Annotated in this window: 18 protein-coding genes and 1 pseudogene; 6 read left to right on the top strand and 13 right to left on the bottom strand. The window is 75.3% G+C overall.

What is annotated here, in order from left to right; all coding sequences use genetic code 11:
* Positions 1 to 218: 218 nt before the first annotated feature.
* Positions 219 to 740, top strand: a complete 522-nt coding sequence (locus ACFYWL_RS26515) for a DinB family protein (RefSeq protein ID WP_386977860.1) — start codon at positions 219 to 221, stop codon at positions 738 to 740.
* Between the two features lie 47 nt (positions 741 to 787).
* Here ACFYWL_RS26515 and ACFYWL_RS26510 read toward each other — a convergent pair whose 3' ends face one another.
* The 3 genes from ACFYWL_RS26510 to ACFYWL_RS26500 form a co-directional block, all read right to left on the bottom strand.
* Complete coding sequence (locus ACFYWL_RS26510; RefSeq protein ID WP_386977857.1) at positions 788 to 1,408, bottom strand: HAD family hydrolase; 621 nt, start codon at positions 1,406 to 1,408, stop codon at positions 788 to 790.
* Complete coding sequence (gene smc / locus ACFYWL_RS26505; protein WP_386977854.1) at positions 1,408 to 5,082, bottom strand: chromosome segregation protein SMC; 3,675 nt, start codon at positions 5,080 to 5,082, stop codon at positions 1,408 to 1,410. The genes ACFYWL_RS26510 and smc overlap by 1 nt, the downstream gene beginning before the upstream one ends.
* Before the next feature lie 312 nt (positions 5,083 to 5,394).
* Positions 5,395 to 5,589, bottom strand: a complete 195-nt coding sequence (locus ACFYWL_RS26500) for a hypothetical protein (RefSeq protein WP_036374707.1) — start codon at positions 5,587 to 5,589, stop codon at positions 5,395 to 5,397.
* 356 nt (positions 5,590 to 5,945) lie between these two features.
* Here ACFYWL_RS26500 and ACFYWL_RS26495 point away from each other — a divergent pair, with 356 nt between their 5' ends.
* Complete coding sequence (locus tag ACFYWL_RS26495) at positions 5,946 to 7,028, top strand: CAP domain-containing protein (protein ID WP_386977872.1); 1,083 nt, start codon at positions 5,946 to 5,948, stop codon at positions 7,026 to 7,028.
* Between the two features lie 203 nt (positions 7,029 to 7,231).
* Positions 7,232 to 8,110 carry an endo alpha-1,4 polygalactosaminidase gene (locus ACFYWL_RS26490; protein ID WP_386977851.1) on the top strand — a complete coding sequence of 293 codons (879 nt, stop codon included), beginning with the start codon at positions 7,232 to 7,234 and terminating at the stop codon, positions 8,108 to 8,110.
* 90 nt (positions 8,111 to 8,200) lie between these two features.
* Here ACFYWL_RS26490 and mutM read toward each other — a convergent pair whose 3' ends face one another.
* The 8 genes and pseudogenes from mutM to rsmD all read right to left on the bottom strand — a co-directional run bounded on the left by mutM (position 8,201) and on the right by rsmD (position 13,830).
* Entirely contained in the window at positions 8,201 to 9,058 is an 858-nt protein-coding gene (gene mutM, locus ACFYWL_RS26485) for a bifunctional DNA-formamidopyrimidine glycosylase/DNA-(apurinic or apyrimidinic site) lyase (RefSeq protein WP_386977848.1), read from the bottom strand.
* A 220-nt stretch (positions 9,059 to 9,278) separates the two neighbouring features.
* Positions 9,279 to 10,010 (bottom strand): annotated as a pseudogene (gene rnc / locus ACFYWL_RS26480) (ribonuclease III); the annotation flags it as partial.
* Between the two features lie 97 nt (positions 10,011 to 10,107).
* Entirely contained in the window at positions 10,108 to 11,136 is a 1,029-nt protein-coding gene (locus ACFYWL_RS26475) for a phosphate acyltransferase PlsX (RefSeq protein ID WP_386977869.1), read from the bottom strand.
* Positions 11,137 to 11,250: 114 nt separating this feature from the next.
* The gene (rpmF, locus tag ACFYWL_RS26470; RefSeq protein WP_043962315.1) at positions 11,251 to 11,424 is read right to left on the bottom strand and encodes a 50S ribosomal protein L32; all 174 of its coding nucleotides are present in this window, start codon (positions 11,422 to 11,424) and stop codon (positions 11,251 to 11,253) included.
* A 5-nt stretch (positions 11,425 to 11,429) separates the two neighbouring features.
* Positions 11,430 to 11,993 (bottom strand): YceD family protein, encoded by a 564-nt coding sequence (locus ACFYWL_RS26465; RefSeq protein ID WP_386977844.1) that lies wholly within the window; start codon positions 11,991 to 11,993, stop codon positions 11,430 to 11,432.
* Between the two features lie 109 nt (positions 11,994 to 12,102).
* Positions 12,103 to 12,600 carry a hypothetical protein gene (locus ACFYWL_RS26460; protein WP_007075187.1) on the bottom strand — a complete coding sequence of 166 codons (498 nt, stop codon included), beginning with the start codon at positions 12,598 to 12,600 and terminating at the stop codon, positions 12,103 to 12,105.
* Positions 12,601 to 12,781: 181 nt separating this feature from the next.
* Positions 12,782 to 13,270 (bottom strand): pantetheine-phosphate adenylyltransferase, encoded by a 489-nt coding sequence (coaD, locus tag ACFYWL_RS26455; protein ID WP_386977840.1) that lies wholly within the window; start codon positions 13,268 to 13,270, stop codon positions 12,782 to 12,784.
* Positions 13,267 to 13,830 (bottom strand): 16S rRNA (guanine(966)-N(2))-methyltransferase RsmD, encoded by a 564-nt coding sequence (gene rsmD / locus ACFYWL_RS26450; protein ID WP_386977837.1) that lies wholly within the window; start codon positions 13,828 to 13,830, stop codon positions 13,267 to 13,269. Before rsmD ends, coaD begins: the two co-directional genes overlap by 4 nt.
* 313 nt (positions 13,831 to 14,143) lie before the next feature.
* Here rsmD and ACFYWL_RS26445 point away from each other — a divergent pair, with 313 nt between their 5' ends.
* Entirely contained in the window at positions 14,144 to 15,427 is a 1,284-nt protein-coding gene (locus tag ACFYWL_RS26445) for a cell wall anchor protein (RefSeq protein ID WP_386977834.1), read from the top strand.
* A gap of 723 nt (positions 15,428 to 16,150) precedes the next feature.
* Here ACFYWL_RS26445 and recG read toward each other — a convergent pair.
* Together recG and ACFYWL_RS26435 are read right to left on the bottom strand one after the other, a co-directional pair.
* Positions 16,151 to 18,382, bottom strand: a complete 2,232-nt coding sequence (gene recG / locus ACFYWL_RS26440; protein WP_386977831.1) for an ATP-dependent DNA helicase RecG — start codon at positions 18,380 to 18,382, stop codon at positions 16,151 to 16,153.
* On the bottom strand, positions 18,379 to 20,058 hold the full coding sequence (locus tag ACFYWL_RS26435) for a DAK2 domain-containing protein (RefSeq protein ID WP_386977828.1): 1,680 nt from the start codon (positions 20,056 to 20,058) through the stop codon (positions 18,379 to 18,381). The genes recG and ACFYWL_RS26435 overlap by 4 nt, the downstream gene beginning before the upstream one ends.
* A gap of 258 nt (positions 20,059 to 20,316) precedes the next feature.
* On the opposite strand from ACFYWL_RS26435, the gene rpmB reads away from it, so the two are divergent.
* Together rpmB and ACFYWL_RS26425 are read left to right on the top strand one after the other, a co-directional pair.
* Positions 20,317 to 20,508 carry a 50S ribosomal protein L28 gene (gene rpmB, locus ACFYWL_RS26430; RefSeq protein WP_007075181.1) on the top strand — a complete coding sequence of 64 codons (192 nt, stop codon included), beginning with the start codon at positions 20,317 to 20,319 and terminating at the stop codon, positions 20,506 to 20,508.
* A gap of 93 nt (positions 20,509 to 20,601) precedes the next feature.
* Entirely contained in the window at positions 20,602 to 21,858 is a 1,257-nt protein-coding gene (locus ACFYWL_RS26425) for an ATP-grasp domain-containing protein (protein WP_386977823.1), read from the top strand.
* Positions 21,859 to 21,906 lie beyond the last annotated feature (48 nt).

The raw sequence follows: 21,906 nt of genomic DNA, 5'->3' as shown, positions 1-21,906 counted from the left end.
AGAGCCGTACTCAACGCCACCCACCGGACCAACCGGGATGCTCATGCAACCCCAGGACCACCGGGCTGATCAAGCACCGGAGTCCTTTACATGAGGTGCAAGGAAGGGCCCCCTGTTAACGCTTTCTGTATAGGAAGGGCCCCTTCCTAACACCGCCGGCAGGCGGCGGGCGCGCAATGCGGTGGCCCGCTGTCGGGGGCAGCGGCCAGGATGGGCGGATGACCTGGAGAGCACCGCACATCACCCGCAGCGACGCCCCGTTCCTCGGCGACGAGCGCACCATGCTCGACGGCTGGCTGGACTACCACCGGCAGACCCTACTGCTCAAGTGCGCCGGGCTGACCGCCGAGCAGCTACGCACGCCCAGCGTCGAGCCGTCCGGGCTGAGCCTGCTCGGCCTGGTGCGACACCTGGCCGAGGTGGAGGCGTGGTGGTTCCGGGAGAACTTCGCCGGGCAGCGCGTCGACTACCCGTACTTCACGCCGGAGCACCCCGACGCCGACCACGACGTCAGCGACGCCGACGCCGAGGCCGACCTCGCCACCTACCACCGGGAGGTCGACCTCGCCCGCGCCGCCGCGGCAGGCCGCTCCCTCGACGAGACGTTCACCGAGGTCGGCCCCAAGAAGCGCACGTTCAGCCTGCGCTGGGTCTACCTGCACATGATCGAGGAGTACGCCCGGCACAACGGCCACGCCGACCTGATCCGGGAACGCATCGACGGCATCACCGGCGAGTGACGGCCCGGGGCCGGCGGGCGCGGGCCGGCCGGCCCCGGGACGACCGCTCAGTACGCCAGGGCCGCCCGCAGGTAGCGCAGCCCCGACGGCCCGTCCCACCGGTACGCCGACAGCCCGGCCGCCCGCGCGCCCCGGATCGCCCAGTCCTCGTCGTCGACGAACAGCACCCGGGCCGGCGGGGTCTCCAGCGCCGCGCAGGCCGCCTGGAAGTACTCCTTCGCCGGCTTGTGCACCCCGACGACGGAGGAGTTGACCACCACGTCCAGCTCGTCGGCCAGGCCCAGCGCGGCGAGGTCGGTGTCGAGCAGGTCGGTGCCGTTGGTGCCGAGCCCGACCCGTACGCCGGCCGCCCGCACCTCGCGCACGAACGCCAGCACGTCGGGGTCGACCTCACCCCGGTAACGCTGCCACTGCTCGACGGCGGCGCGGGCGCGCTGCGGGCCGCCGGCCGAGTCGGCCAGCGCGTCGGCGACGCTGGCCACCCAGTCGGCGTGGCTGACCTGGCCGGTGAGCACCGGCTGGAGCCGCCCCCACTGCATGGCGATCTCGGTGAGCACCCCCTCGGCGAGGCCGTAGTCCCGTTCCACGCCGGCGGCGACCGCCGGGTCCCAGCGCCGCAGCACCCCGTCGAGATCCACCAGGAGCGCCGTCGCGCGTTCCCGAGCCACTACTGCTTCTCCTCGCCGCGGCCGTGCCGCTGGTCGTCGCCGTCCCGGCCGACACCGCCGCCATCGTCGGCGGCGGCGCGGGCGGGCGGCCTCTGCTCCCCCTCGGCCCGGTTGAGCCGCTGGCTGATCACCTGGGTGACACCGCTGCGCATGGTCACCCCGTAGAGCGCGTCGGCGATCTCCATCGTCCGCTTCTGGTGGGTGATGACGATCAGCTGACTCTTCTCCCGCAACTGTGCCAGCAGCGTGATCAACCTGCCCAGGTTGACGTCGTCGAGGGCCGCCTCGACCTCGTCCATGATGTAGAACGGGCTGGGCCGGGCCCGGAAGATCGCCACCAGCATCGCCACGGCGGTCAGCGAGCGCTCGCCGCCGGACAGCAGCGACAGCCGCTTGATCTTCTTGCCCGGCGGCCGGGCCTCCACCTCCACGCCGGTGGTGAGCAGGTCGTCGGGGTCGGTGAGGATCAGCCGCCCCTCGCCGCCGGGGAAGAGCACCGTGAAGACCTGCTCGAACTCCCGGGCGGTGTCGGCGAACGCGCTGGCGAAGACCTCCAGGATGCGCTCGTCGACGTCCTTGACCACGGTCAGCAGGTCCCGGCGGGTGGCCTTGAGGTCCTCCAGTTGCTCGGAGAGGAACTTGTAGCGCTCCTCCAGCGCGGCGAACTCCTCCAGCGCCAGGGGGTTGACCTTGCCGAGCAGGGCCAGCTCGCGTTCCGCCTTCGCGGCCCGCTTCTCCTGCACCGGCCGCTCGTAGCGGACCGGCTCGGGCACCGGCAGCCCGTCCCGCTCGGCCGCCGCCACGTCGGCCTGGGTCGGCGGTACGGGCTGCGTCGGGCCGTACTCGGCGAGCAGCGTCTCCACGTCGAGGCCGAAGTCCTCGGCGGCCTTGGCCTCCAGCTGCTCGATGCGCAGCCGCTGCTCGGCGCGGGCCACCTCGTCCCGGTGCACCTGGCTGGTCAGCCGCTCCAGCTCCGCGCCGAGGCGCTTCGCCGCGCCGCGTACCTCGGACAGCTCGGCCTCGCGGGCGGCCCGCTCGCGCGCCACGGCGTCGCGGTGCTCCTCGGCCCGCGCGATCGACACGGCGAGCCGGGCCAGCGCCTCGCGGGCGCCGCCGGCCACCGCGCGGGCGATGGTCGCGCCCCGGGCGCGGGCCGCGCGCCGGGCCGCCGCGCGTTCCCGCGCGGCCCGCTCGGCGGCGGCCTGCCGGCGCAGCGAGTCGGCCCGGCCGGCGATCGAGGAGACCCGCTCCTCGGCGGTACGCACGGCGAGCCGGACCTCCATCTCGTTCTGCCGGGCCTGCGGCACCATCGCGGCGAGCTGGTCGCGTTCGTCCGTGGACGGCTCGGCGTCGATCGGGGTGGCCTCGGCCAGCCGCAGCCGCTCCTCCAGCTCGGCCAGGGCGGCGAGGTCCCGCTGCCGGGCCGCCTCGGCACGGGCGCGGGACTCGCCGAGCCGGTCGGTCTCCGCCCTCGCCGACCGGGCGGCGGCGCCCAGCTCGGCCAGGCGGCGGGCGGCGGCGTTGCGGTGGCTCTCGGCCTCCCGCTTCGCGGCGGCGGCGTGCTGCACGGCCTCCTTGGCGGCGGCGACCTCGGCGCGCGCCTCGACGAGCTGCTCGCGCAGCTCGGCGGCGGTGCGCTCGGCGGCGAGCCGGTTGCCCCGGGCCTCCTCGACGGCGGCCTGCACCTCGATGAAGCTGGGCGCCTTCGCCGATCCGCCGGCCGCCGCGTACGCCCCGACGACGTCGCCGTCGGGGGTGACCGCGCGCAGCTCCGGGTTGTCGGCGACCAGCTCGGCGGCGGCGGCGAGGTCGTCGACGACGGCCACGTCGCGCAGCGCCCGGTGCACGGCGGGGCGCAGCTCGGCGGAGCACTCGACCAGGTCGGGGGCCCAGCGGGCGTGCGCGGGCAGCTTCGGGCGCAGGGCGTCGGGGCCGCCGGCCATGCCCGGCCCGGCGGGGCTGCCGACGAGCAGGCCGGCCCGGCCGGCGTCGGAGATCTTGAGCAGCCGCATCGCCTCGACGGCCTCGTCGACGCCGGTGACCGCGACCGCGTCGGCGAGCCCGCCCAGCGCGGCGGCGAGCGCGGCGGAGTGGCCGGGGGCGACGGTGAGCAGCCCGGCGAGGCTGCCGAGCAGGCCCGGCACCTCGCCGGCGCGGGCCAGCAGCGCGCCCGCGCCGTCCTTGCGGCGCAGGCCGATGGCGAGCGCCTCCTCGCGGGCCTTCTGGGTGGCGGCCTCCTTCTCGGCGGCCCGTTCCGCGTCGGCGAGGGAACGGGCGGCGGCCTGCGCCCGTTCCTGGGCGGCGACGGCCTCGGCGTGCCGGTCGTCGAGGTCGGCGTTGTCCCGGTCGGCCTCGGTGGACTGCTCGGCGACGGCGTCCAGGTCGGCCTGCGCCTGCTCGGCGCGGGCCAGGGCGTCGGCGTGGGCGGCGGCGAGCCGCTCGATCTCCTCACCGGCGCTGGTGGTGCGGGCGCGGGCGGAGTTGACCTGGCCGGTGAGCCGGGCCAGCCCCTCCCGCCGGTCGGCGATCGCCTTCGCGGCGGCGACCAGCTCCCGTTCGGCGGCGGCGAGCTGCCGTTCCAGCTCCTGCCGCTGCTCGACGGCCTCGGCGAGGCGGATCTGGTCGTCGGTGAGCGCGCCGCGCAGCTCCTCCTCCTGCTCGCGGACCCGCTCCGCCTCGGCGTCCAGCTGGTCGGGGTCGCGGCCGGGACGCTCGTCGTCGGGCGTGGCGGTGAGGTGGCGCAGCCGCTCGCGGGCGAGCTGCTCGACGGAGCGGAACCGCTCGGAGAGCGCGGACAGCTTGTACCAGGTGTCCTGGGCGGCGGCGAGCAGCGGCGCGTCCTCGGCGAGCGCGGCCTCCAGCTCGCCGAGCCGGCCCTGCACCTCGGTGTGCTCCGCCTCGACCTCCCGGCGTCGCTCCCGCGCGGCGCTCTCGTCGGCGATCTCCCGGTCCAGGGTGGCGCGCAGGGTGTGCAGGTCGTCGGCGAGCAGCCGCAGCCGGGCGTCGCGCAGGTTGGCCTGGATCGCGGCGGCCCGGCGGGCCACCTCGGCCTGCCGGCCCAGCGGCTTGAGCTGGCGGCGCAGCTCGGCGGTGAGGTCGGTCAGGCGGTTGAGGTTCGTCTGCATCGCGTCGAGCTTCCGCAGCGCCTTCTCCTTGCGCTTGCGGTGCTTGAGGACGCCGGCCGCCTCCTCGATGAACGCCCGCCGGTCCTCCGGCTTGGCGTGCAGCATCCCGTCGAGGCGGCCCTGGCCGACGATGATGTGCATCTCCCGGCCGATGCCGGAGTCCGACAGCAGCTCCTGGATGTCGAGCAGGCGGCAGGAGTCGCCGTTGATCTCGTACTCGCTCTCGCCGGAGCGGAACATCCGGCGGGTGATGGAGACCTCGGTGTACTCGATGGGCAGCGCGCCGTCGGTGTTGTCGATGGTGAGGGTGACCTCGGCCCGGCCCAGCGGGGCCCGCCCGGCGGTGCCGGCGAAGATGACGTCCTCCATCTTGCCGCCGCGCAGCGCCTTGGCGCCCTGCTCGCCGAGCACCCAGGCGATGGCGTCGACGACGTTGGACTTGCCGGAGCCGTTCGGGCCGACCACGCAGGTGATCCCGGGCTCCAGCTTCAGCGTCGTCGCGGAGGCGAAGGACTTGAACCCCTTCACCGTCAGGCTCTTGAGATACACCTTCTCGATCCTCGTCCGGTGGCCGCCGAGCGTCGTGGGCTGCGCGGACCTGGTGAACCCGCAGACTAACCCGGTGTCGCCGGCACCCGGGCACGCGACCCGCCCCGGGCCGGCGTGGACGGCCGGGCCGGCATGCGCGTACCGGGTTTCCCGGTACGGATCGGACGGCTTTCATCCGACGCGGGGCTTGATCAATTATCCAAGATCAAAGAATGGTACGGGGAAATGGCCCGGACATGGCTGCGCGCCGGCACATAAGTGTCGGCGCGCGATTTCTGCGTGGTGCGATTCAGTTGTCGGGCCTACTGGAGATCAGGTCAGTGCCGGCTCGGCCAGCCGGAGGAGGTCGTCCGCCTCCGCCGCAGCCGCCGCAAGCCGATCGTTCTCGGCGCGCAGGCGCGTGATCTCGAACTCCAGTGCCTGAACCCTGGACCGCAGTCGGGTGACCTCGTCGAGCAGACGCCGATCGGGCGCTGCACCTACGTGGCCGTAGAGGGCCTTCGCCATGCTGACTCCTTGATATGCGCTGCCGGAAAGGCCGGACCAACGCGCGCCCACTCGTTCGCGGCTGTCATTCCCAGCGATTCTGGGCACGACCGGGCGCGACTGGCGACACCTACATATTGAGCCGACAACCCCTCATTCGTCAAGTTACCGCAGGCCGTAGATCATCTTCACGTCGGCCGGGCCGCTTGTCGGTGGCTGCCACAAGGCGCGGACACGCTCTGTCCGGACGCGTTAACTGTACGCCCAGGAACGGCGGAACTCACCCCACGCGAACCGCTTTCGTCTTAACTCTTTCTTAGCCACGTTGCCGCAGCTTGCGACGCACCCGTACGGTCACCCCGGCCCGCAACCGACCCATGGAGGCGACAGGCGTGTACGGCTGGACCGACCCGGACGACCCGGAGGGCGCGCGGTGGCGTCAGGAGCCCTCGGCGGACGAGCCGGCCTGGCTGACCGACCGCCCGGCGCCACGGTCGGCCTACCTGTTCGGGGACGAACCGGACCAGCCGAGTGACCAACGGCACACCGACCGGCCCCCGGCATCGCCGGCCGACCGTCCGCCCCCGGCGGCGGAGCACACCCGGGCGCTCCCCGTCGTCCCCGGCCCCGCCGTCGGCGCGGCCACGCCGACCGCCGCGCAGCCGGCCGACCGCGCCGCCCGCCGTCTGGTCGCCGCCCCGGGCGGCGGCGAGGGGCGGCACCGGCCGCCCCGTCGACTCCCGCGCCCGCTGCTGATCGGCGGCGCCGCCGCAGCGGCCACCCTGGTGGTGAGCCTCGGCGTCGGCGCCCTCGTGCTGCCCGGCGGGGACGCCCCCCGGACCGACCCGGCCGCGGCCGACGCCCCGGTCGCCGTGCCCGCCGACCCGACCGGCCCGACCTCGGCCAGCCCGTCGCCGTCGCCCTCGCCGAGCGCCGCGCCGACCAGCGCCAGCCCGTCGCCCTCGCCGAGCCGGACGACCAAGCCGACCCCGAAGCCCAGCCGGACCACCGCCGCGTCGCGGAGCAACCAGCGCAGCAGCGCCCCGGCCACGCCCCGGGTCGCCGCCGCGCCGGGCGTGAGCGCCCAGGCGCAGGAGGTCGTCGACCTGGTCAACGCGGAGCGGGCCAAGGCCGGGTGCGGCGCCCTGAAGATCGACGACAAGCTCATGGCGGCGGCCCAGGCACACAGCCAGGACCAGGCCGACCACCGGAAGATGACGCACGACGGCAGCGACGGCAGCGACGTCGGCGAGCGGCTCGACCGGGTCGGCTACGCCTGGCGCGCGTACGGCGAGAACGTCGCCTGGAACCAGCAGACCCCGGCCGCGGTGATGGACGCCTGGATGAACAGCCCGGGACACAAGGCCAACATCCTGAACTGCTCCTTCACCGAGATCGGCGTCGGCGTCGCCAACAGCAACGGGCCGTACTGGACGCAGGACTTCGGCACCCCGCGCTGACCCGGGCCGGGCGTGGCCCCCGGGACGGGGAGAGGCGAGTCGTCCCGGGGGCCACGCTCGTTTGACTCGGTGAGGTGCGCCGGGGCGGCGCCCGGGGCGGCGGGTCCGCCGCAGGGCCGTCGCCAGCCGGTCCGCCGCCGGCAGCCGGTGGGCGCACCCGCCTCCGGGCGGCCGGACGTCGCCCGCGACCTGCGGAGCTGCCGATGCGGATCGGGCCGCCGCCGCCCCGCGTCGGGCGCGCGCCACGTCGCCTGCTGCGCCTGCTCCTCGCGCTGACGCTGCTGACGACGGCGTACGGCTGCCGGGCTGTGGGGACGCCGCCGGGCGCGCCCACCCCGTGGCCGGCCGGCCAGGCCCGCCACTGGCGCTGGCAGTGGCAGCTCACCGGCCCGCTCGACACCACTGTCGAGGCGGACGTGTTCCTGCTCGACCCCGTGCGTACCACCAGCACCGAGACCGCGGCGCTGCGCGGCCGGGACCGCCGGCTGGTCTGCCAGGTCGACGTCGGCGCGTACGCGCGGACCGACCCGGACGCCGACCGGTACCCGGCGGAGGTCGGCGGCGCGGCCGGCCGGTCGCCCGGCACCCGGTGGGTGGACGTGCGGCGGTGGGACGTGCTGGAGCCCATCCTGGCCGACCGGCTGCGGCTGTGCCGGGGCAAGGGCTTCGGCGCGGTGGCCCTCGCCGACGCCGACGGCTACGCCCACTCCACCGGCTTCGACCTGGACTTCGACGACCAGTTGCGGTTCAACCGGCGGGCCGCCGCCCTGGCCCGCTCGCTGGAGTTGTCCCCCGGCCTGCTCGGGGACGTGCCGCAGGTGGCCGCGCTCGCGCCGGACTTCGACTTCGCCGTCAACGAGGAGTGCGTCCGGCTGCGCCAGTGCGCGAAGCTGCTGCCGTTCATGGACGCCGGCAAGCCGGTGTTCCACGTCGAGTACACGGGCGACCCCGACGAGTTCTGCGTGACCACCCTCGGGTACGGCTTCGCCTCCATCCAGAAGCGCCGCGCGCTGGACGCGTGGCGGGACGCCTGCCCGGACCCCCCGCCGGCCCCGCAGCGGGGCGCGACCGCCGGCAACTGAGCGGAGCCGGGCCGACGGCCCCCGAGCGGGGCGCGACCACAGCCGAGCGGGGCGCGACCGCAGCCGAGCGGGGCGCGACCGCGCGGCCGGTCAGCCCCGCAGCGCGGCCCGGGGCCGGGGCTGGCAGCGGGGGCAACTGTAGGAGGAGCGGTTCATGAACGCCTCCCGGCGCAGCGGCGCGCCGCATCGCCGGCACGGCTCGCCCTCCCGCCCGTACGCGTTGAGCGCCCGGTCGAAGTAGCCGCTCTCGCCGTTGACGTTGACGTAGAGGGCGTCGAAGCTGGTGCCGCCCTCGGAGATCGCCTCGCCGAGGACGTCCCGGACGTGGCCGAGCAGCCGCTGCGCGACGGGCGCGGTCAGCTGGTCGGTGGGCCGGGCCCCGTGCAGCTTCGCCCGCCACAGCGCCTCGTCGGCGTAGATGTTGCCGACCCCGGAGACGAGGGTCTGGTCGAGCAGCGCCCGCTTCACCTCCGTGCGCCGCCGGCGCAGGGCGGCGACGAAGGCGCTGTCGGAAAACTCCGGGTCCATCGGGTCCCGGGCGATGTGCGCGATCTCGGGCGGCAGCTCGGCCCCGCCGGCGGAGACCGCCAGCCCGCCGAACGTGCGCTGGTCCACGAAACGCAGCTCCGGGCCGTCGTCGGCGAACCGGAACCGGACCCGCAGGTGCAGCTCGTCGGCCGCCGTGGCGGGCTGGAGCAGGAGCTGGCCGGACATGCCGAGGTGGCCGACGATCGCGTCGCCGCTGTCCAGCGGCAGCCAGAGGTATTTGCCGCGCCGCCGCACGTCGCGCACCGTCCGCCCGGCGAGCACGTCGGCGAAGTGCGCCGGGCCGGCCAGGTGCCGGCGCACCGCCCGGGGATGGCGCACCTCGACGCCGACGATCCGGCGGCCGGTGACCCACTGGGCCAGGCCCTGCCGGACGGTCTCGACCTCGGGCAGCTCAGGCACGGTTCGCCTCGCCGGCCGTCGGGGCGTCGGTGGGCTCGCCCTCGGCGGCGGCCAGCGCCGACGCGCCCACGACGCCCGCAGCGTCGACCACGCCGATGACGTCCGTCCCGTTGACCGCGCCCGGCTCGACCGGCCCGTCCGCCGCCTCGGCGACGGCCAGCTCCCGCTGCGCCGCCTCGGCCAGCTCCCGCTGCGTCTGCTCGGCCTGCTCCCGCCGCGCCGCCTCGGCCTGCTCCCGTTCGGCCTGGGCGGTCAGCTCCCGCCAGGCCGACTCGGCGGCCCGCTGCTCGGCCTCCTTCTTGCTGCGCCCCTCCGCCCCGCCGTACCGGTTGCCGGCGACCACTACCCAGGCGGTGAACGTCTTGAGGTGGTCCGGCCCGGTGCCCTCGATGCGGTATTCGGGCACTCCCAGCCCGAGGGCGGCCGTCAGCTCCTGGAGGCTCGTCTTCCAGTCCAGCGCGGCGCCCCGCCCGGCCGACTCGGCCATCAGCGGATCGAACAGCCGGTGGATCACGATCGCGGCGGTGTCCAGGCCGTACTGGAGGTAGATCGCGCCGAGCAGGGCCTCCAGGGTGTCGGCGAGGATGCTCGCCTTGTCCCGGCCGCCGGTGCTCTCCTCGCCCTTGCCCAGCAGCAGGTACGCGCCGAGCCCGTCCGGGCCCAGGCCCCGCGCCACGTCCGCGAGCGCCCGCATGTTGACCACGCTCGCCCGCAGCTTGGCGAGTTGGCCCTCCGGCAGGTCGGGGTGGTTGTGGAACAGCGCGGTCGTGATCACCACGCCGAGGACCGAGTCGCCGAGGAACTCCAGCCGCTCGTTGGTGGGCAGGCCGCCGTTCTCGTACGCGTACGAGCGGTGGGTCAGCGCCCGCTCCAGCAGCTCCGGGTCCAGCGAGACCCCGAACGCGGCCTCCAGGTGACCGATGGGCGCACGCCGCCGCTTGTCGATGGTCATGATGCGGTTACCTCTCGGTTCACGACCGGGCGGCGCGCGCCGGGCGCACCCGCCGGTGCCGGCGCGTCGACGCGGCCGGTCGGGACGGTACGGGCGGTCACAGGCTCACCTCGGTGTCGGTGGTGCGCTCGGTGTGCTCACCGGGCTGGGCGGAGGTCTCCGGGGCCGGAGCCGCGGCCGGGCCGACGCCGCCGGAGACGCCGAGCAGCACGGAAACGGTGTCGGTGGCCCGCCGACGCCACAGGTGGGCGGCCAGGGCGATGCCGGAGGCGACGTCCTCGCCGCGGGCCGCGCCGTGACAGACCACCACCGTGCCGGCCACCCCGAGCAGGGCGGCGGCCCGGGGCGCGCCGCCGCCGGGCGGGGGCCCGCCGGCCATCGCGTACGCGCCCTCGATCGCCTTGAGCAGCACGTTTCCGGTGAACCCGTCGGTGACCACCACGTCGGCGCGCAGGCCGGAGGCGATGTCGTAGCCCTCGACGAGGCCGACGTAACGCGCGGCGCAGGGCAGCGGCGCGGCGGCGAGCGTCGGGTCGGCGCTGCGGCGCAGCCGGTCCCCCTTGCCCGCCTCGGTGCCCACCGACAGCAGCCCGACGCGCGGCTCGACCACGCCGTGCGCGACGGCCGCGTAGGCCGCGCCGAGCACGGCGTGCCGCGCGAGGGTGGCGGGGCCGGGCTCCAGGGAGCCGCCGACGTCGAGCAGCACCACCGGCCCGGCGACCGCCGGCAGGGTCGCGACCAGGGCCGGCCGGCGCACGTGCGGCCAGCGGCCGAGGCCGAGCGCCGCCGCGGTGACGGTCGCGCCGGTGGAGCCGGCGGAGACCATCGCGTCGGCGAGGCCGTCGCGGACGGCGGTGGCGGCCGTGCGTACGGTGCTGTCGGCGCGGGCGGCGACGGGATTCTCGGCCATGCCGACGGCGGCGCGCACCGGCCGGACCGTGACCCGGGCGCGTTGCGCCGGGTCGAGGGCACCGATCAGCTCGTCGGCGACCTCGGCGGGGCCGACGAGCAGGAGGTGCAGGTCCGGGTCGGCGCGCATGGCCCGCAGAGCGCCGTCAACCACGACGGCGGGAGCATCGTCCCCGCCGAGGAGGTCAACGGCGATCCGCGCGGTGCCCGGCTCCAGCGGGACGCCGGCCGGAACGGGCCGGCCGGCGACGGCGGGAGCCGGGGCACCGGGCGATCGCCAGGATGCGCGCGCCACCCGACCGGGGGTCGGGGGCGTCACTCGGCGTCCAGGTCAGACCTCGAGAACCTGGCGGCCGTTGTACGTGCCACAGACGGAGCACGCGGCGTGCGGCAGCTTCGGGGACTTGCACTGCGGGCAGGCGGTGGTCGCCACCACGGTCGCCTTCCAGTTCGCCCGGCGGGACCGGGTGTTGCTGCGCGACATCTTGCGCTTCGGGACGGCCACGGTTCCTACTCCTCTGTACGGTTCAGTTGCGACAGGCCCGCCCAACGCGGGTCGATCTGCTCGTGACTGTGGTCGGCCGGCAGATCGTCCCAGTGCACCCCGCAGTCGGGGCACAAGCCTGGGCAGTCCTCCCGGCAGAGCGGGTTGGTCGGCAGCATGAGCACCACCGCGTCCCGCAGCGCCGGCTCCAGGTCGATCAGGTCGTCCTGCATCCGGCCCACCTCGTCCTCGTCGGTCGTGGCGTCCGTGGTGCTGTTCTCGTACGCGTACAGCTCCTGGACGGGCACGGCCACCGAGTCGTCGATCTCACGCAGGCAACGCCCGCACTCGCCCTTGACGCGACCGCTGACGGTCCCGGAGACGAGCACCCCCTCGGACACCGACTCCAGCCTCAGGTCGAGGTCGAGGTCCGTGCCCTCCGGCACGCCGATCAACTCCACGCCGAGGTCCTTCGGTGCCGGGACGACCCGCCGGAGCGTACGCAACGCGCCAGGGCGACGCGGCAGGTCCCTCGTGTCGAGGACCAGCGGCGCCTTGGGGTTGAGTGATGAAGGCGAGTGTTTGGGCATAGTCAGACTCCGGCCGGTGAGAGGCCGACAAAAAAGGTTACCTGGACGACCGCCGGACCGTCGAACCGGGGGCGACGCCCGCCCCGCCTGTCGGCTGCTGAGGTGCCGCTCAGAAGGGTAACGGGCGGTCGGCCTCGTCCCCACCGAAGGTGCCGATCTCGCGCAGCGCGTGCATCTTGTCCCGGCCGCGCTCGATGGAGGCCAGCGCCCGGGTGAGGAACTGCTCGAAGTTGGCCAGCGCGGTGTCGACGTAGTCGTCGACCTCCTCGCGCAGCCGTTGCGCCTCGGCCCGGGCCTCGGCGATGATCCGGGCCCCCTCGTGCTCGGCGGAAACCGTGATCTCGTTCACCGACACCAGGCGGGCGTGTTCCGCCTCACCCTCGCTGATGATCCGGTCGGCCTCCCGCTTGCCGGCCTCCATGATCTTGTCCCGCTCCCCCAGCAGGGCCGCCGCCCGGCGCAGGTCGGCGGGGAGGTCGGCGCGCAACTCGTCGAGCGCGGCGATCATCTCGCCCCGGTCGACCATGCAGTTGTTCCGCGACATCGGGACGGAGCGGGCCTGCTCCACCATGGCGATCAGTTCGTCGATGCGATCGAGCGGGTCCACCGGTACCTCACTCCTGTCGTTCGTCGGCCGACCTACATGATGCGGGCTACGGCCGGGTTCCCGCTCGAACCATCATGTCGCGCCCCGGCCACCGCCCGCCGATCCACCCCGCCCGGCGCGTCGTGTCGTGGCCAGGTCAGGGCCGGCGGCCCGGCCGCCCGGGCGGCGCGACAGCGGTGGGTCAGGGGCGGGGCGGCGGGCCGAGCCGGACCTGGAGGGCCTCGCGGACCAGGTCGGGAACGTGGGCGGAGACGTCGCCGCCCCACTTGGCCACGTCCTTGACCAGGCTGGAGGAGAGGAAGGAGTAGAGCGGGTTGGTCGGCATGAACAGCGTCTCGACGCCGGCCAGGCCGATGTTCATCTGGGCCATCTGGAGCTCGTAGTCGAAGTCGCTGACCGCCCGCAGGCCCTTGATCAGCACACTCGCCTCCTGCGCCCGGCAGAAGTCGACCAGCAGGCCCCGGAAGGACGCGACCCGCACGTTGCCGTACGAGGCGGTCACCTCGCGGAGCATGTCGATCCGCTCCTCGACGGTGAACAGGCCGCTCTTCGACTGGTTGACCAGCACGCCGACGATCACCTCGTCGAAGAGCCGGGCGGCCCGCCCGATGATGTCGAGGTGTCCATTGGTGACCGGGTCGAACGAGCCGGGACACACCGCACGTCTCATGATCGGCGACCGTACCAAAGGGTGGTCTCGCCATAGCGGCGACTGCGCTCGGCAGTGACGCCCTCCACCCAGCCGACCGGCCCGGTCCGGCTGGAGCGCTCGACCACCACGAGGGCGTCCGCCGCCAGCCAGCCGCCGTCGACCAGCGCGGCCAGCATCGCGGTGACGTCGGCATCGGGCACCGCGTACGGGGGGTCGGCGAACACCACGTCGTACGGCCCGCCCTCCGGGCCGGCCGCCAGCACCGTGGCGACCTTGCCGGTGACCAGCCGCGCCGCCGGGGCGGCCCGCAGCGTGGCGATGTTCTCCCGCAGCACGCGGGCGGCGCGTGGGTCGGACTCCACCAGCAGCACGTGCGCCGCCCCCCGGGACAGCGCCTCCAAGCCGACGGCGCCCGAGCCGGCGTACAGGTCGGCGAAGCGCGCCCCGGCCAGGCCGACGTCGGCCTGCACGGCGCTGAACAGCGCCTCCCGGACCCGGTCGGAGGTGGGTCGGGTGCCGACGCCGGGCGGCGCGGCGATGCGCCGGCCGCCGAGCGTCCCGGCCACGATCCGGGTCACCGACTGCTCCTGCTCATGCCCCGACGCTACGCGACGCCGGCATCGATGCGGGCGGCACCGCGGGTACCACGTGCGTCCCCACATGATCACGTTACGTGCATCAATGATCTCGAATCGATAACATCACTCTTGGGGCTATCTGAGCGCTGTAACGGTCGGCGCGTTCTCGCTAGGGTCTGCCGGGTGCCGGCTGCGCTCCGCCGGCCCACCCCGGCGCCGGGAGGCGTCGTCGCGGGCGCGCCTCACCCGGCCGCGACCGCTGACCGCCGTTGCCCGCGCCGCGCCCTGACGTTTCTTCACCCCGGGAGTACGCGTGATCCGTCCCAAGCTGTCGCCACGGCGGCCGCTCGTCGTGGCCGCCGCCGCCCTGGCCGGCCTCGCCACGGCGTTCGCGGCCTCGTCGCCGGCCCTGGCGACCAGCCCTTCGCCGTCGGCGTCGCCGACCGCCACGGCGTCGCCGAGTCCGACCGTCACGGCGACCGCGCCCGCCCAGGCGGGGCCGGCCTGCGTCAGCGCGGCCGAGGCCCGCTACACGCACACCTTCAAGGGCAAGCGCGGCGAGGCCAGCATCACGCTGGTCAACGGCCCGCTCTGCGAGGGCGAGGAGCAGGCCCTCGCGCTGGTCTCCTACGTCGCCCCGTCGGCGAAGATCGCCTTCCCCCAGTACGTGCTGGACAAGTCGGTCAAGAAGTTCACCGGCGTCGGCGCGGGCGAGCTGGGCGTGGCCACCCTCGACTTCAAGGTCGAGGTCCCCCAGTGCTACACCCAGGTCGACTTCGTCTTCGGTGACGAGATCATCGACCCGCTCACCGAGAACGGCCCGCGGTACAACAACCGCAAGGTCGGCAGCCCCAAGGGCATCGGCTCCCAGTCGAAGGGCCCGCAGGCCTGGTACAACGGCGGCTCCGAGACGTGCAGCCCGGCCCCCGAGGTCATCGCGCAGTCCGACTGCGAGGGCAACGTCGAGCTGACCCTGGTCAACCGCAGCGGCAACGCGGCGGCGGCGTTCACCATCACCGGCAGCGGCGGCTACACCGAGACCGTCTCCGTGCCGATGCGCAAGATCGAGACCCGCAAGCTGAACCCCGGCCAGGCGCAGGACATCAAGGTCGCCGCCCCCGGCATGGAGGACTTCACCGGCGGCTGGGCCAAGCCCGAGGACTGCCAGGAGCCCGAGGTCGGCGAGCCCGACGGCGGCTACGAGTCGACCTGCGACGAGCTGATCTTCCGGATCGCCAACCCGGAGAACGGCGCCACCCTCACCTCGACCTTCACCCCCAGCACCGGCGAGCCGAAGACCGTCACGGTCGAGCCCGGCCGCGACGTCACCGTCACCTTCCCGGCGAGCCCGGGCCTGGCCGTGACCGTCACCGGTGACCTCGCCTCCGGCGAGGCGATCAAGTGGGAGCAGCCGAAGGACTGCGAGGACGGCGAGGAGGGCGAGGAGGGCGGCTCCGGCGGCGGCGACCAAGAGGGTGGCCTCCCCGTGACCGGTGCGGCGGCCGGCGGCATCGCCGCCGGCGCGGCGGCCCTGCTCGCGGTCGGCGCGGTGCTCTTCGTGCTGGCCCGGCGTCGGCGGATCCGCTTCACCGCCTGATCGGGCCACGGCCCGAGCTGACCCAACGCACCTGCGAGGGCGCGTCGACCACCCGGTCGGCGCGCCCTCGCCGTGCGTCGGGCGGCGAGTGTCTGGTGTCTGGTGGTGGGTGGCGGCGGCGGGTGGCGGTGGCGGGTGCGGGTGGCGGGTGCCTCGTCCCGCACGCCCGACCCCAGCGCCACACGCATGGGCCTCAGCGCCGCACGCCCGGGCCTCAGCGCCGCACGCCCTGCACCCCGCCCAGGGGCAGCGCCCGTGCCTGCGCCCTGCGGGCAGCGGACAGCGGACAGCGGACAGCGGACAGCGGACAGATCGTGCTCGATCGCGGATCGAGTGGCATCGTGCCCGCTCGGATACCACTCGATCCGTGTTTCAGCACGATCTTGGCGCGGGCACGGGGCGCGGACGCGGGCACGGGGCGCGGACGCGGGCACGGGGCGCGGACGCGGGCACGGGGCGGGGCGCGGACGCGGGCGCAGGCACGGGGCGCGGGCACGGGCGCAGGGCCCCGTCCGGCCCAGCGGGCCCGAAACGGAACGCGGCGTGGCCAGGACCGCCGGTCGGGGAGCGGCTGCATGTCGGCGACATGGCGGTAACCGGGCTCGTTGATACCGCCATGTCGCCGACATGGAGTCGATCATCGGCCTGGCACGAGCCAGGCAACGATCATCGGCCTGGCACGGACCGGCGGGGAGTCACGGCTGGGCGGGAAGCCTGGGCCGATCAGCCCTTTTCCAGGTATTCTGCGCGTTCGGCGTCGACCAGGGCGGCTACCGAGGCGGCCAGCGCCGGATGGCGGGCCAGCTCCGGGTCCTCCTCCACCAGCGCGATCGCCTCGGCGCGGGCGTCGCGGATCAGGTCTGTGTCGCGCAGCAGCGACAGCAGCCGCAGGTGCGAGCGCCGGCCCGACTGGGTCGCCCCGAGCACGTCGCCCTCGCGGCGCTGCTCCAGGTCGAGCTCGGCGAGCTTGAAGCCGTCCGTGGTGGACGCCACCGCGTCGAGGCGTTCCCGGGCCGACGAGCCCTCGGCCGCCTCGGTGACCAGCAGGCAGAGCCCCGCCGCCGAGCCCCGGCCCACCCGGCCGCGCAGCTGGTGCAGTTGGGAGACGCCGAACCGGTCGGCGTCCAGCACGATCATCACGGTGGCGTTGGGCACGTTGACGCCGACCTCGATGACGGTCGTGGCGACCAGCACGTCCAGCTCGCCGTCGGCGAAGGCGCGCATCACGGCGTCCTTCTCGTCGGCGGGCAGCCGCCCGTGCAGGATTCCGATCCGCAGCCCGTGCAGCGGCCCCTCGGCGAGCAGCGGGGCGACCTCGGTCACCGCGAGCGGGGGCCGCCGGCCGTTGTCGTCCTCCCGGGGCGGCTCCTCCTCCGACCCGGTCCCCGAGCCACCGGACCCTGCCCCCGAGTCTCCGATGCGGGGACACACCACGTACGCCTGGTGGCCGGCGGCGACCTCCTCGCGCAGCCGACGCCAGGCCCGGTCGAGGAACGCCGGCTTCTCGGCGGCCGGCACCACGTGCGAGGCGATCGGCGAGCGCCCCTGCGGGAGCTGGGTGAGCGCGGAGACCTCCAGGTCGCCGTAGACGGTCATCGCCACCGTGCGGGGGATCGGCGTCGCGGTCATCACCAGCACGTGCGGCGGCTGCTCCGCCTTGGCGCGCAGCGCGTCGCGCTGCTCCACGCCGAACCGGTGCTGCTCGTCGACCACGACGAGGCCCAGGTCGGCGAATTCGACGCCCTCGTAGAGCAGGGCGTGGGTGCCGAGCACGATGCCGGCCCGGCCGGCGGCGACCTCGGCGATCGCCCGGCGGCGGGCCGCCGCGCCCAGCGAGCCGGTGACCAGCTCCACCGAGGTGGCCCCGTCGGCGGCGCCCAGCTCCCCCGCCCGGGCCAGCGGGCCGAGCAGGTCGAGGATGCCCCGGTGGTGCTGGGCGGCGAGCACCTCGGTCGGGGCGAGCAGCGCGGCCTGGCCTCCGGCGTCGACCACCTGGAGCATCGCCCGCAGCGCCACCACCGTCTTGCCGGAGCCGACCTCGCCCTGCAAGAGTCGGTGCATCGGGTGGGCGGTGGACAGGTCGGCGGCGATCTCCGCGCCGACGGCCCGCTGGCCGCCGGTCAGCTCGTACGGCAGCCGGGTGTCGAACGCGTCGAGCAGCCCGCCGGCGCGCGGCGGCCGGGACCGCGCCGGCCAGGCGGCGGCCCGGTGCTTGCGCTGCACGAGGGTGAGTTGCACGGCGAACGCCTCGTCCCACTTGAGCCGGCGGCGGGCCCGGTAGAGGGCCTCCTTGCTCGACGGCCGGTGGATCTCGCGCAGGGCGGTGCCGAGGTCGATCAGGTTGCGGGTGGCCCGGACGGTGGCGGGCTGCGGGTCCTCCGGCGGGGTGAAGGTGTCCAGCACCACCCGCACGCAGCGGGCGATCACCCAGGTCGGCACGGCCGCGGCGGCCGGGTAGACCGGGATCAGCGCCCCGGCGAACTCCTCGACCTCCTCGTTGGCGGCGGCCTCGCCGTCGCCACCCTCGCCGAGCAGCACGTATTCCGGGCCGTTGAGCTGGCGCTTGCCCCGGAACTCGGTGACCTTGCCGGCGAACAGCCCCCACCGGCCGGGGCGCAGCTCCCGTTCCCGCCACGCCTGGTTGCCGAAGAAGGTGCAGGTGAGCACCCCGCCGGAGTCGTCGCCGACGGTGACCTCCAGCAGCTTGCCCCGGCGCTGGCGCATCGGCCGCACGTCGGTGCGCCGCACCTGGGCCAGCACGGTGACCTGCTCGCCGACGTCGAGCGACCGGATGTCGGTGTGCTCGCCGCGCTCGTCGTACCGCCGGGGGAAGTGGTAGATCAGGTCGCCGGCGGTGTGCAGGTCGAGGTGGGCGGCCAGCGCCTTGGCCGTCTTCTCCCCGACCAGCTTCTTCAGCGGCGTGTCGACCGTGGCCGGCTCGGACGTCGTCGTCATTCGACCCCCACCAGGAGCGGATAGTGCGGCTGGCCGCCCGCGTACGCCTGGACCTCCACGAACGGCCAGTGTCGTGCGACGTGCTCGGCGACGGCGTCGGCCAGCCCCTCGGGGGCGTCCGCGCCGGAGAGCAGGGTGACCAGTTCCCCGCCGCCGCCGAGCATGCGGTCGACCACGGCGGTGCAGGTGTCGGCGAGGTCGGCTCCGATGAGGTGCACCTCGCCCTCGACGAGGGCCAGCACGTCGCCGGGGCGGCACGGGCCGGCGACGGTGAGCGCCTCGCGGCCGGCCCAGCAGACCTCGGCGTAGCGGCAGGCGCCCGCCGCCTCGGCCATCGCGATGACGTCGTCGGCGAAGCGGCGCTGGGGGTCGCGCACGGCGAGCGCGGCCAGCGCCTGCACCGGCGACCGGGTCGGCACCACGCTGACGCGCACCCCCAGCGTATGCGCCTCCCGCGCCGCGGCGTGGGCGACGGCCTGGGTGTTCGGGTCGTTGGGCAGCACCACCACCCGGGCCGCCGCCGTGGCGCGGATCGCGTCGAGCAGCTCACCGGTGGACGGGTTGCCCGGCACCACCGTCGCACCCTCCCCCGCGAACAGCTCGGCGATGCCCGCCCCGGAGGCGGCCACCACGGCCGCCCGGCCGTCGCCCGAGGGGGCCGCCGCGCCGTGGGCGTCGACGGCGTCGACCGGCGCGGCGGGCAGCCGGTCGGCGGGCGGCTGGTCGGCGGGCGGCTGGTCGGCGAAGCGGGTCACCGAGATCCGGTGCGGCCGGCCGGCCTCCACCCCCGCCTCGACCGCCGCGCCGACGTCGTTGACGTGCACGTGCACGTTCCAGGTGGCCGACGCCGCGTCGGTGGCCCCGTCGCCGACCACGACCAGCGAGTCGCCGAGCCCGGCCAGGGTCTGCCGCATCCGGGCCACCGCGTCGGCGTCGGCGTCGAGCAGGAACTGCACCTCGTACGCAAAGTCGGTCGAGCCGGTCTCGCGGGCGGCCGTGACCGGCGGGCGGACCGGGCGGGGCGCGGGGGCCGGCCGGCGCGGGCTCTCGCCCGTGACCACCTCGACCAGCGCGTCGAGCAGCAGGCAGAGCCCCCGGCCACCGGCGTCGACCACGCCGGCGCGGGCGAGCGCCGGCAGCTGCTCGGGGGTGCGGGCCAGCGCCCCGGCCGCCGCGCCGGCCGCCGCCCGGGCGACGGTGGGCAGGTCGTCGCTGTCGGCCGAGCCGGCCCCCATGGCCGCCGCCGTGGCCACGGTGAGCACGGTGCCCTCGACGGGCTGGGCGACGGCGGAGTAGGCGGCGGTAGCAGCCTCGCCCAGCGCGGCGGCGAGCTGCCGGCCCCGCACCACCGGGGCGGCGGCCAGGGCGTCGGCGAGGCCGCGCAGGATCTGCGACAGGATGACCCCGGAGTTGCCCCGGGCGCCCAGCAGCGCGCCGCGCGCCATCAGCCGCAGCGCGTGCCCGTGCGCGGTGGGCCCGCCGTCGGGCAGGGTGGCCAGGTCCATCGCGAGGGCCTGCTGGGCCGAGGTGAGGGTGAGCACCAGGTTGGTGCCGGTGTCGCCGTCGGGGACGGGGTAGACGTTGAGGTCGTCGATCTCGCCCTGGTGCCGGCGCAGCGCGGCCAGCCCGCCCGCGCACCAGCGGCGCACCGCGGCGGCGTCGAGGGTGTCCAGCACGTCGGGAAGCCTACTGGCGCACACCGACACCCGCCCGGGGCAACGCCACGATGTCGGCGACCGTGGGCGCGCCGGTCGTCGTGGGCCAGGCCAGAACGGCGGGTGACATCGTGGCGACGCCCGGCGTCGGAAACGCCCCTGCCTCGGCGTCACCAGGGGCCCGGTTGGGCGGCGGCGGGGGGATCGGGTAACCTGACCAGGTTGCCCGGGCTGCGCCTGGCGGCGACCTCATGAACGTATCAATCCCAGGAGTATCCCGTGGCTAGCGTGTGCGACGTCTGTGGCAAGGGGCCGGGCTTCGGCCACAACGTGTCCCACTCGCACCGGCGGACCAACCGCCGCTGGAACCCGAACATCCAGTCGGTGCGCACCCCGGCCGGTGGCGGCACCACCAAGAAGTTGAAGGTCTGCACCTCCTGCATCAAGGCCGGCAAGGTCACCCGCGCCTGACGCGGTAGCGCCGACCCACTCGTCGTCGACAAGCCGGCGGGCCCTCGGGCCCGCCGGCTTGTGGTGTCCGCGTATCCAGCAGGGAGGAAACCGGTGGACCTGGATCTGGGCCCCGCCGAGATGATCGTCGTCGGGGCCTCGCTGGGCACCCTGCGCTGGTTCGACGAGGAGCTGCCGGCGGGCAGCGTGGTCGTCGTCGAGGAGCCCGACGTGATCAGCCGGCGCGGCATCGACGGGCTGGTCGGGCGGCTGTCCGTCCTGTCCCGGGTCGTGCCGGCCGAATACCAGACGGGCTTCGACGCGGACGCGCTGCTCGCCCGCGAGCCCGACCTGGCCGGGGCCCGCCTCGTCATGCCGGGCCTGGAGTACGCCGTGGGCGCCGCCGCCCGCCTCGCCGCCCGCCTCGGCCTGCCCGGCGCCGGGGCGGAGGCCGCCGACGTCTTCTCCGACAAGCACCGGATGCGGCTGCTCGCCGCCGACGCGGGGCTGCCGAACCCGGCGTACGAGCTGGTGGGCGGGCCGGCGGAGGCGATGGCGTTCGCGCGCCGGCACGGCGGTCGCTGCGTGCTCAAGCCGACCCGGCGCTCGGGCAGCCTGGGCGTGCGGCTGGTCGCCGACCCGGCCGAGATCCCGGCCGCCTGGGCGGCCACCGCGTCCCCCGAGGCCCCGCCGGAGGCCACCGACCGGGGGCTGCCCACGCAGGTCCTCGCCGAGCAGGTGCTCGACGGCCGGGAGCACAGCGTCGAGCTGCTCGTCGCCGACGGCGAGGTGATCTTCGGCAACGTCACCGACAAGCGGGTGCTCCCCGGCCCCCTGCCGGTCGAGACGGGGCACACCGTGCCGTCGGCGCTGCCCGGGGCGGCCCGTCGTGACCTGCTCGACGCGGCGGGGCGGCTGTGCGCCGCCGCCGGGTTCCGCACCGGGGTGCTGCACAGCGAGTGGATCGTCGTCGACGGCGTGCCGCACCTGGTGGAGTGCGCCGCCCGGCTGCCCGGTGACATGATCACCGCGCTGATCTCGATCGGCTACGAGTACGGCTTCATCGACGCGTACCTGCGGGTGTTGCGCGGCGAGCGGCCGACGCCGCCGGTCCGGCCGACCGGGGCGGCGGCGGTGGAGTTCCTGCTCGCCGACCCGGGCACCGTCACCGGCGTCGAGGGGCTGCGGCCGGCCCGCCGGGTGCCCGGGGTGCTGGAGGTGCAGCTCGACACCGCCGTCGGCGCGACCGTCGCGCCGGTCACCTCGTCGGGCCGGCGCAGCGGGCACGTGCTGGCCTGGGGCGTCGACCCGGCCGAGGCCGAGCGGGCCGCCCGCGCCGCCGCCGCCGAGATCCGCGTCACCGTCGCCTGACGGCCCGCCGCCCGCGCCGGCCGACCCGGCGACCAGACCACGGGCCGG

Source organism: Micromonospora sp. NPDC002575, assembly GCF_042889525.1.
GTDB lineage: Bacteria > Actinomycetota > Actinomycetes > Mycobacteriales > Micromonosporaceae > Micromonospora > Micromonospora carbonacea.
The sequence above is the reverse complement of the archived record's forward strand: the minus strand, read 5'-3'. Positions and strand labels throughout refer to the sequence as shown.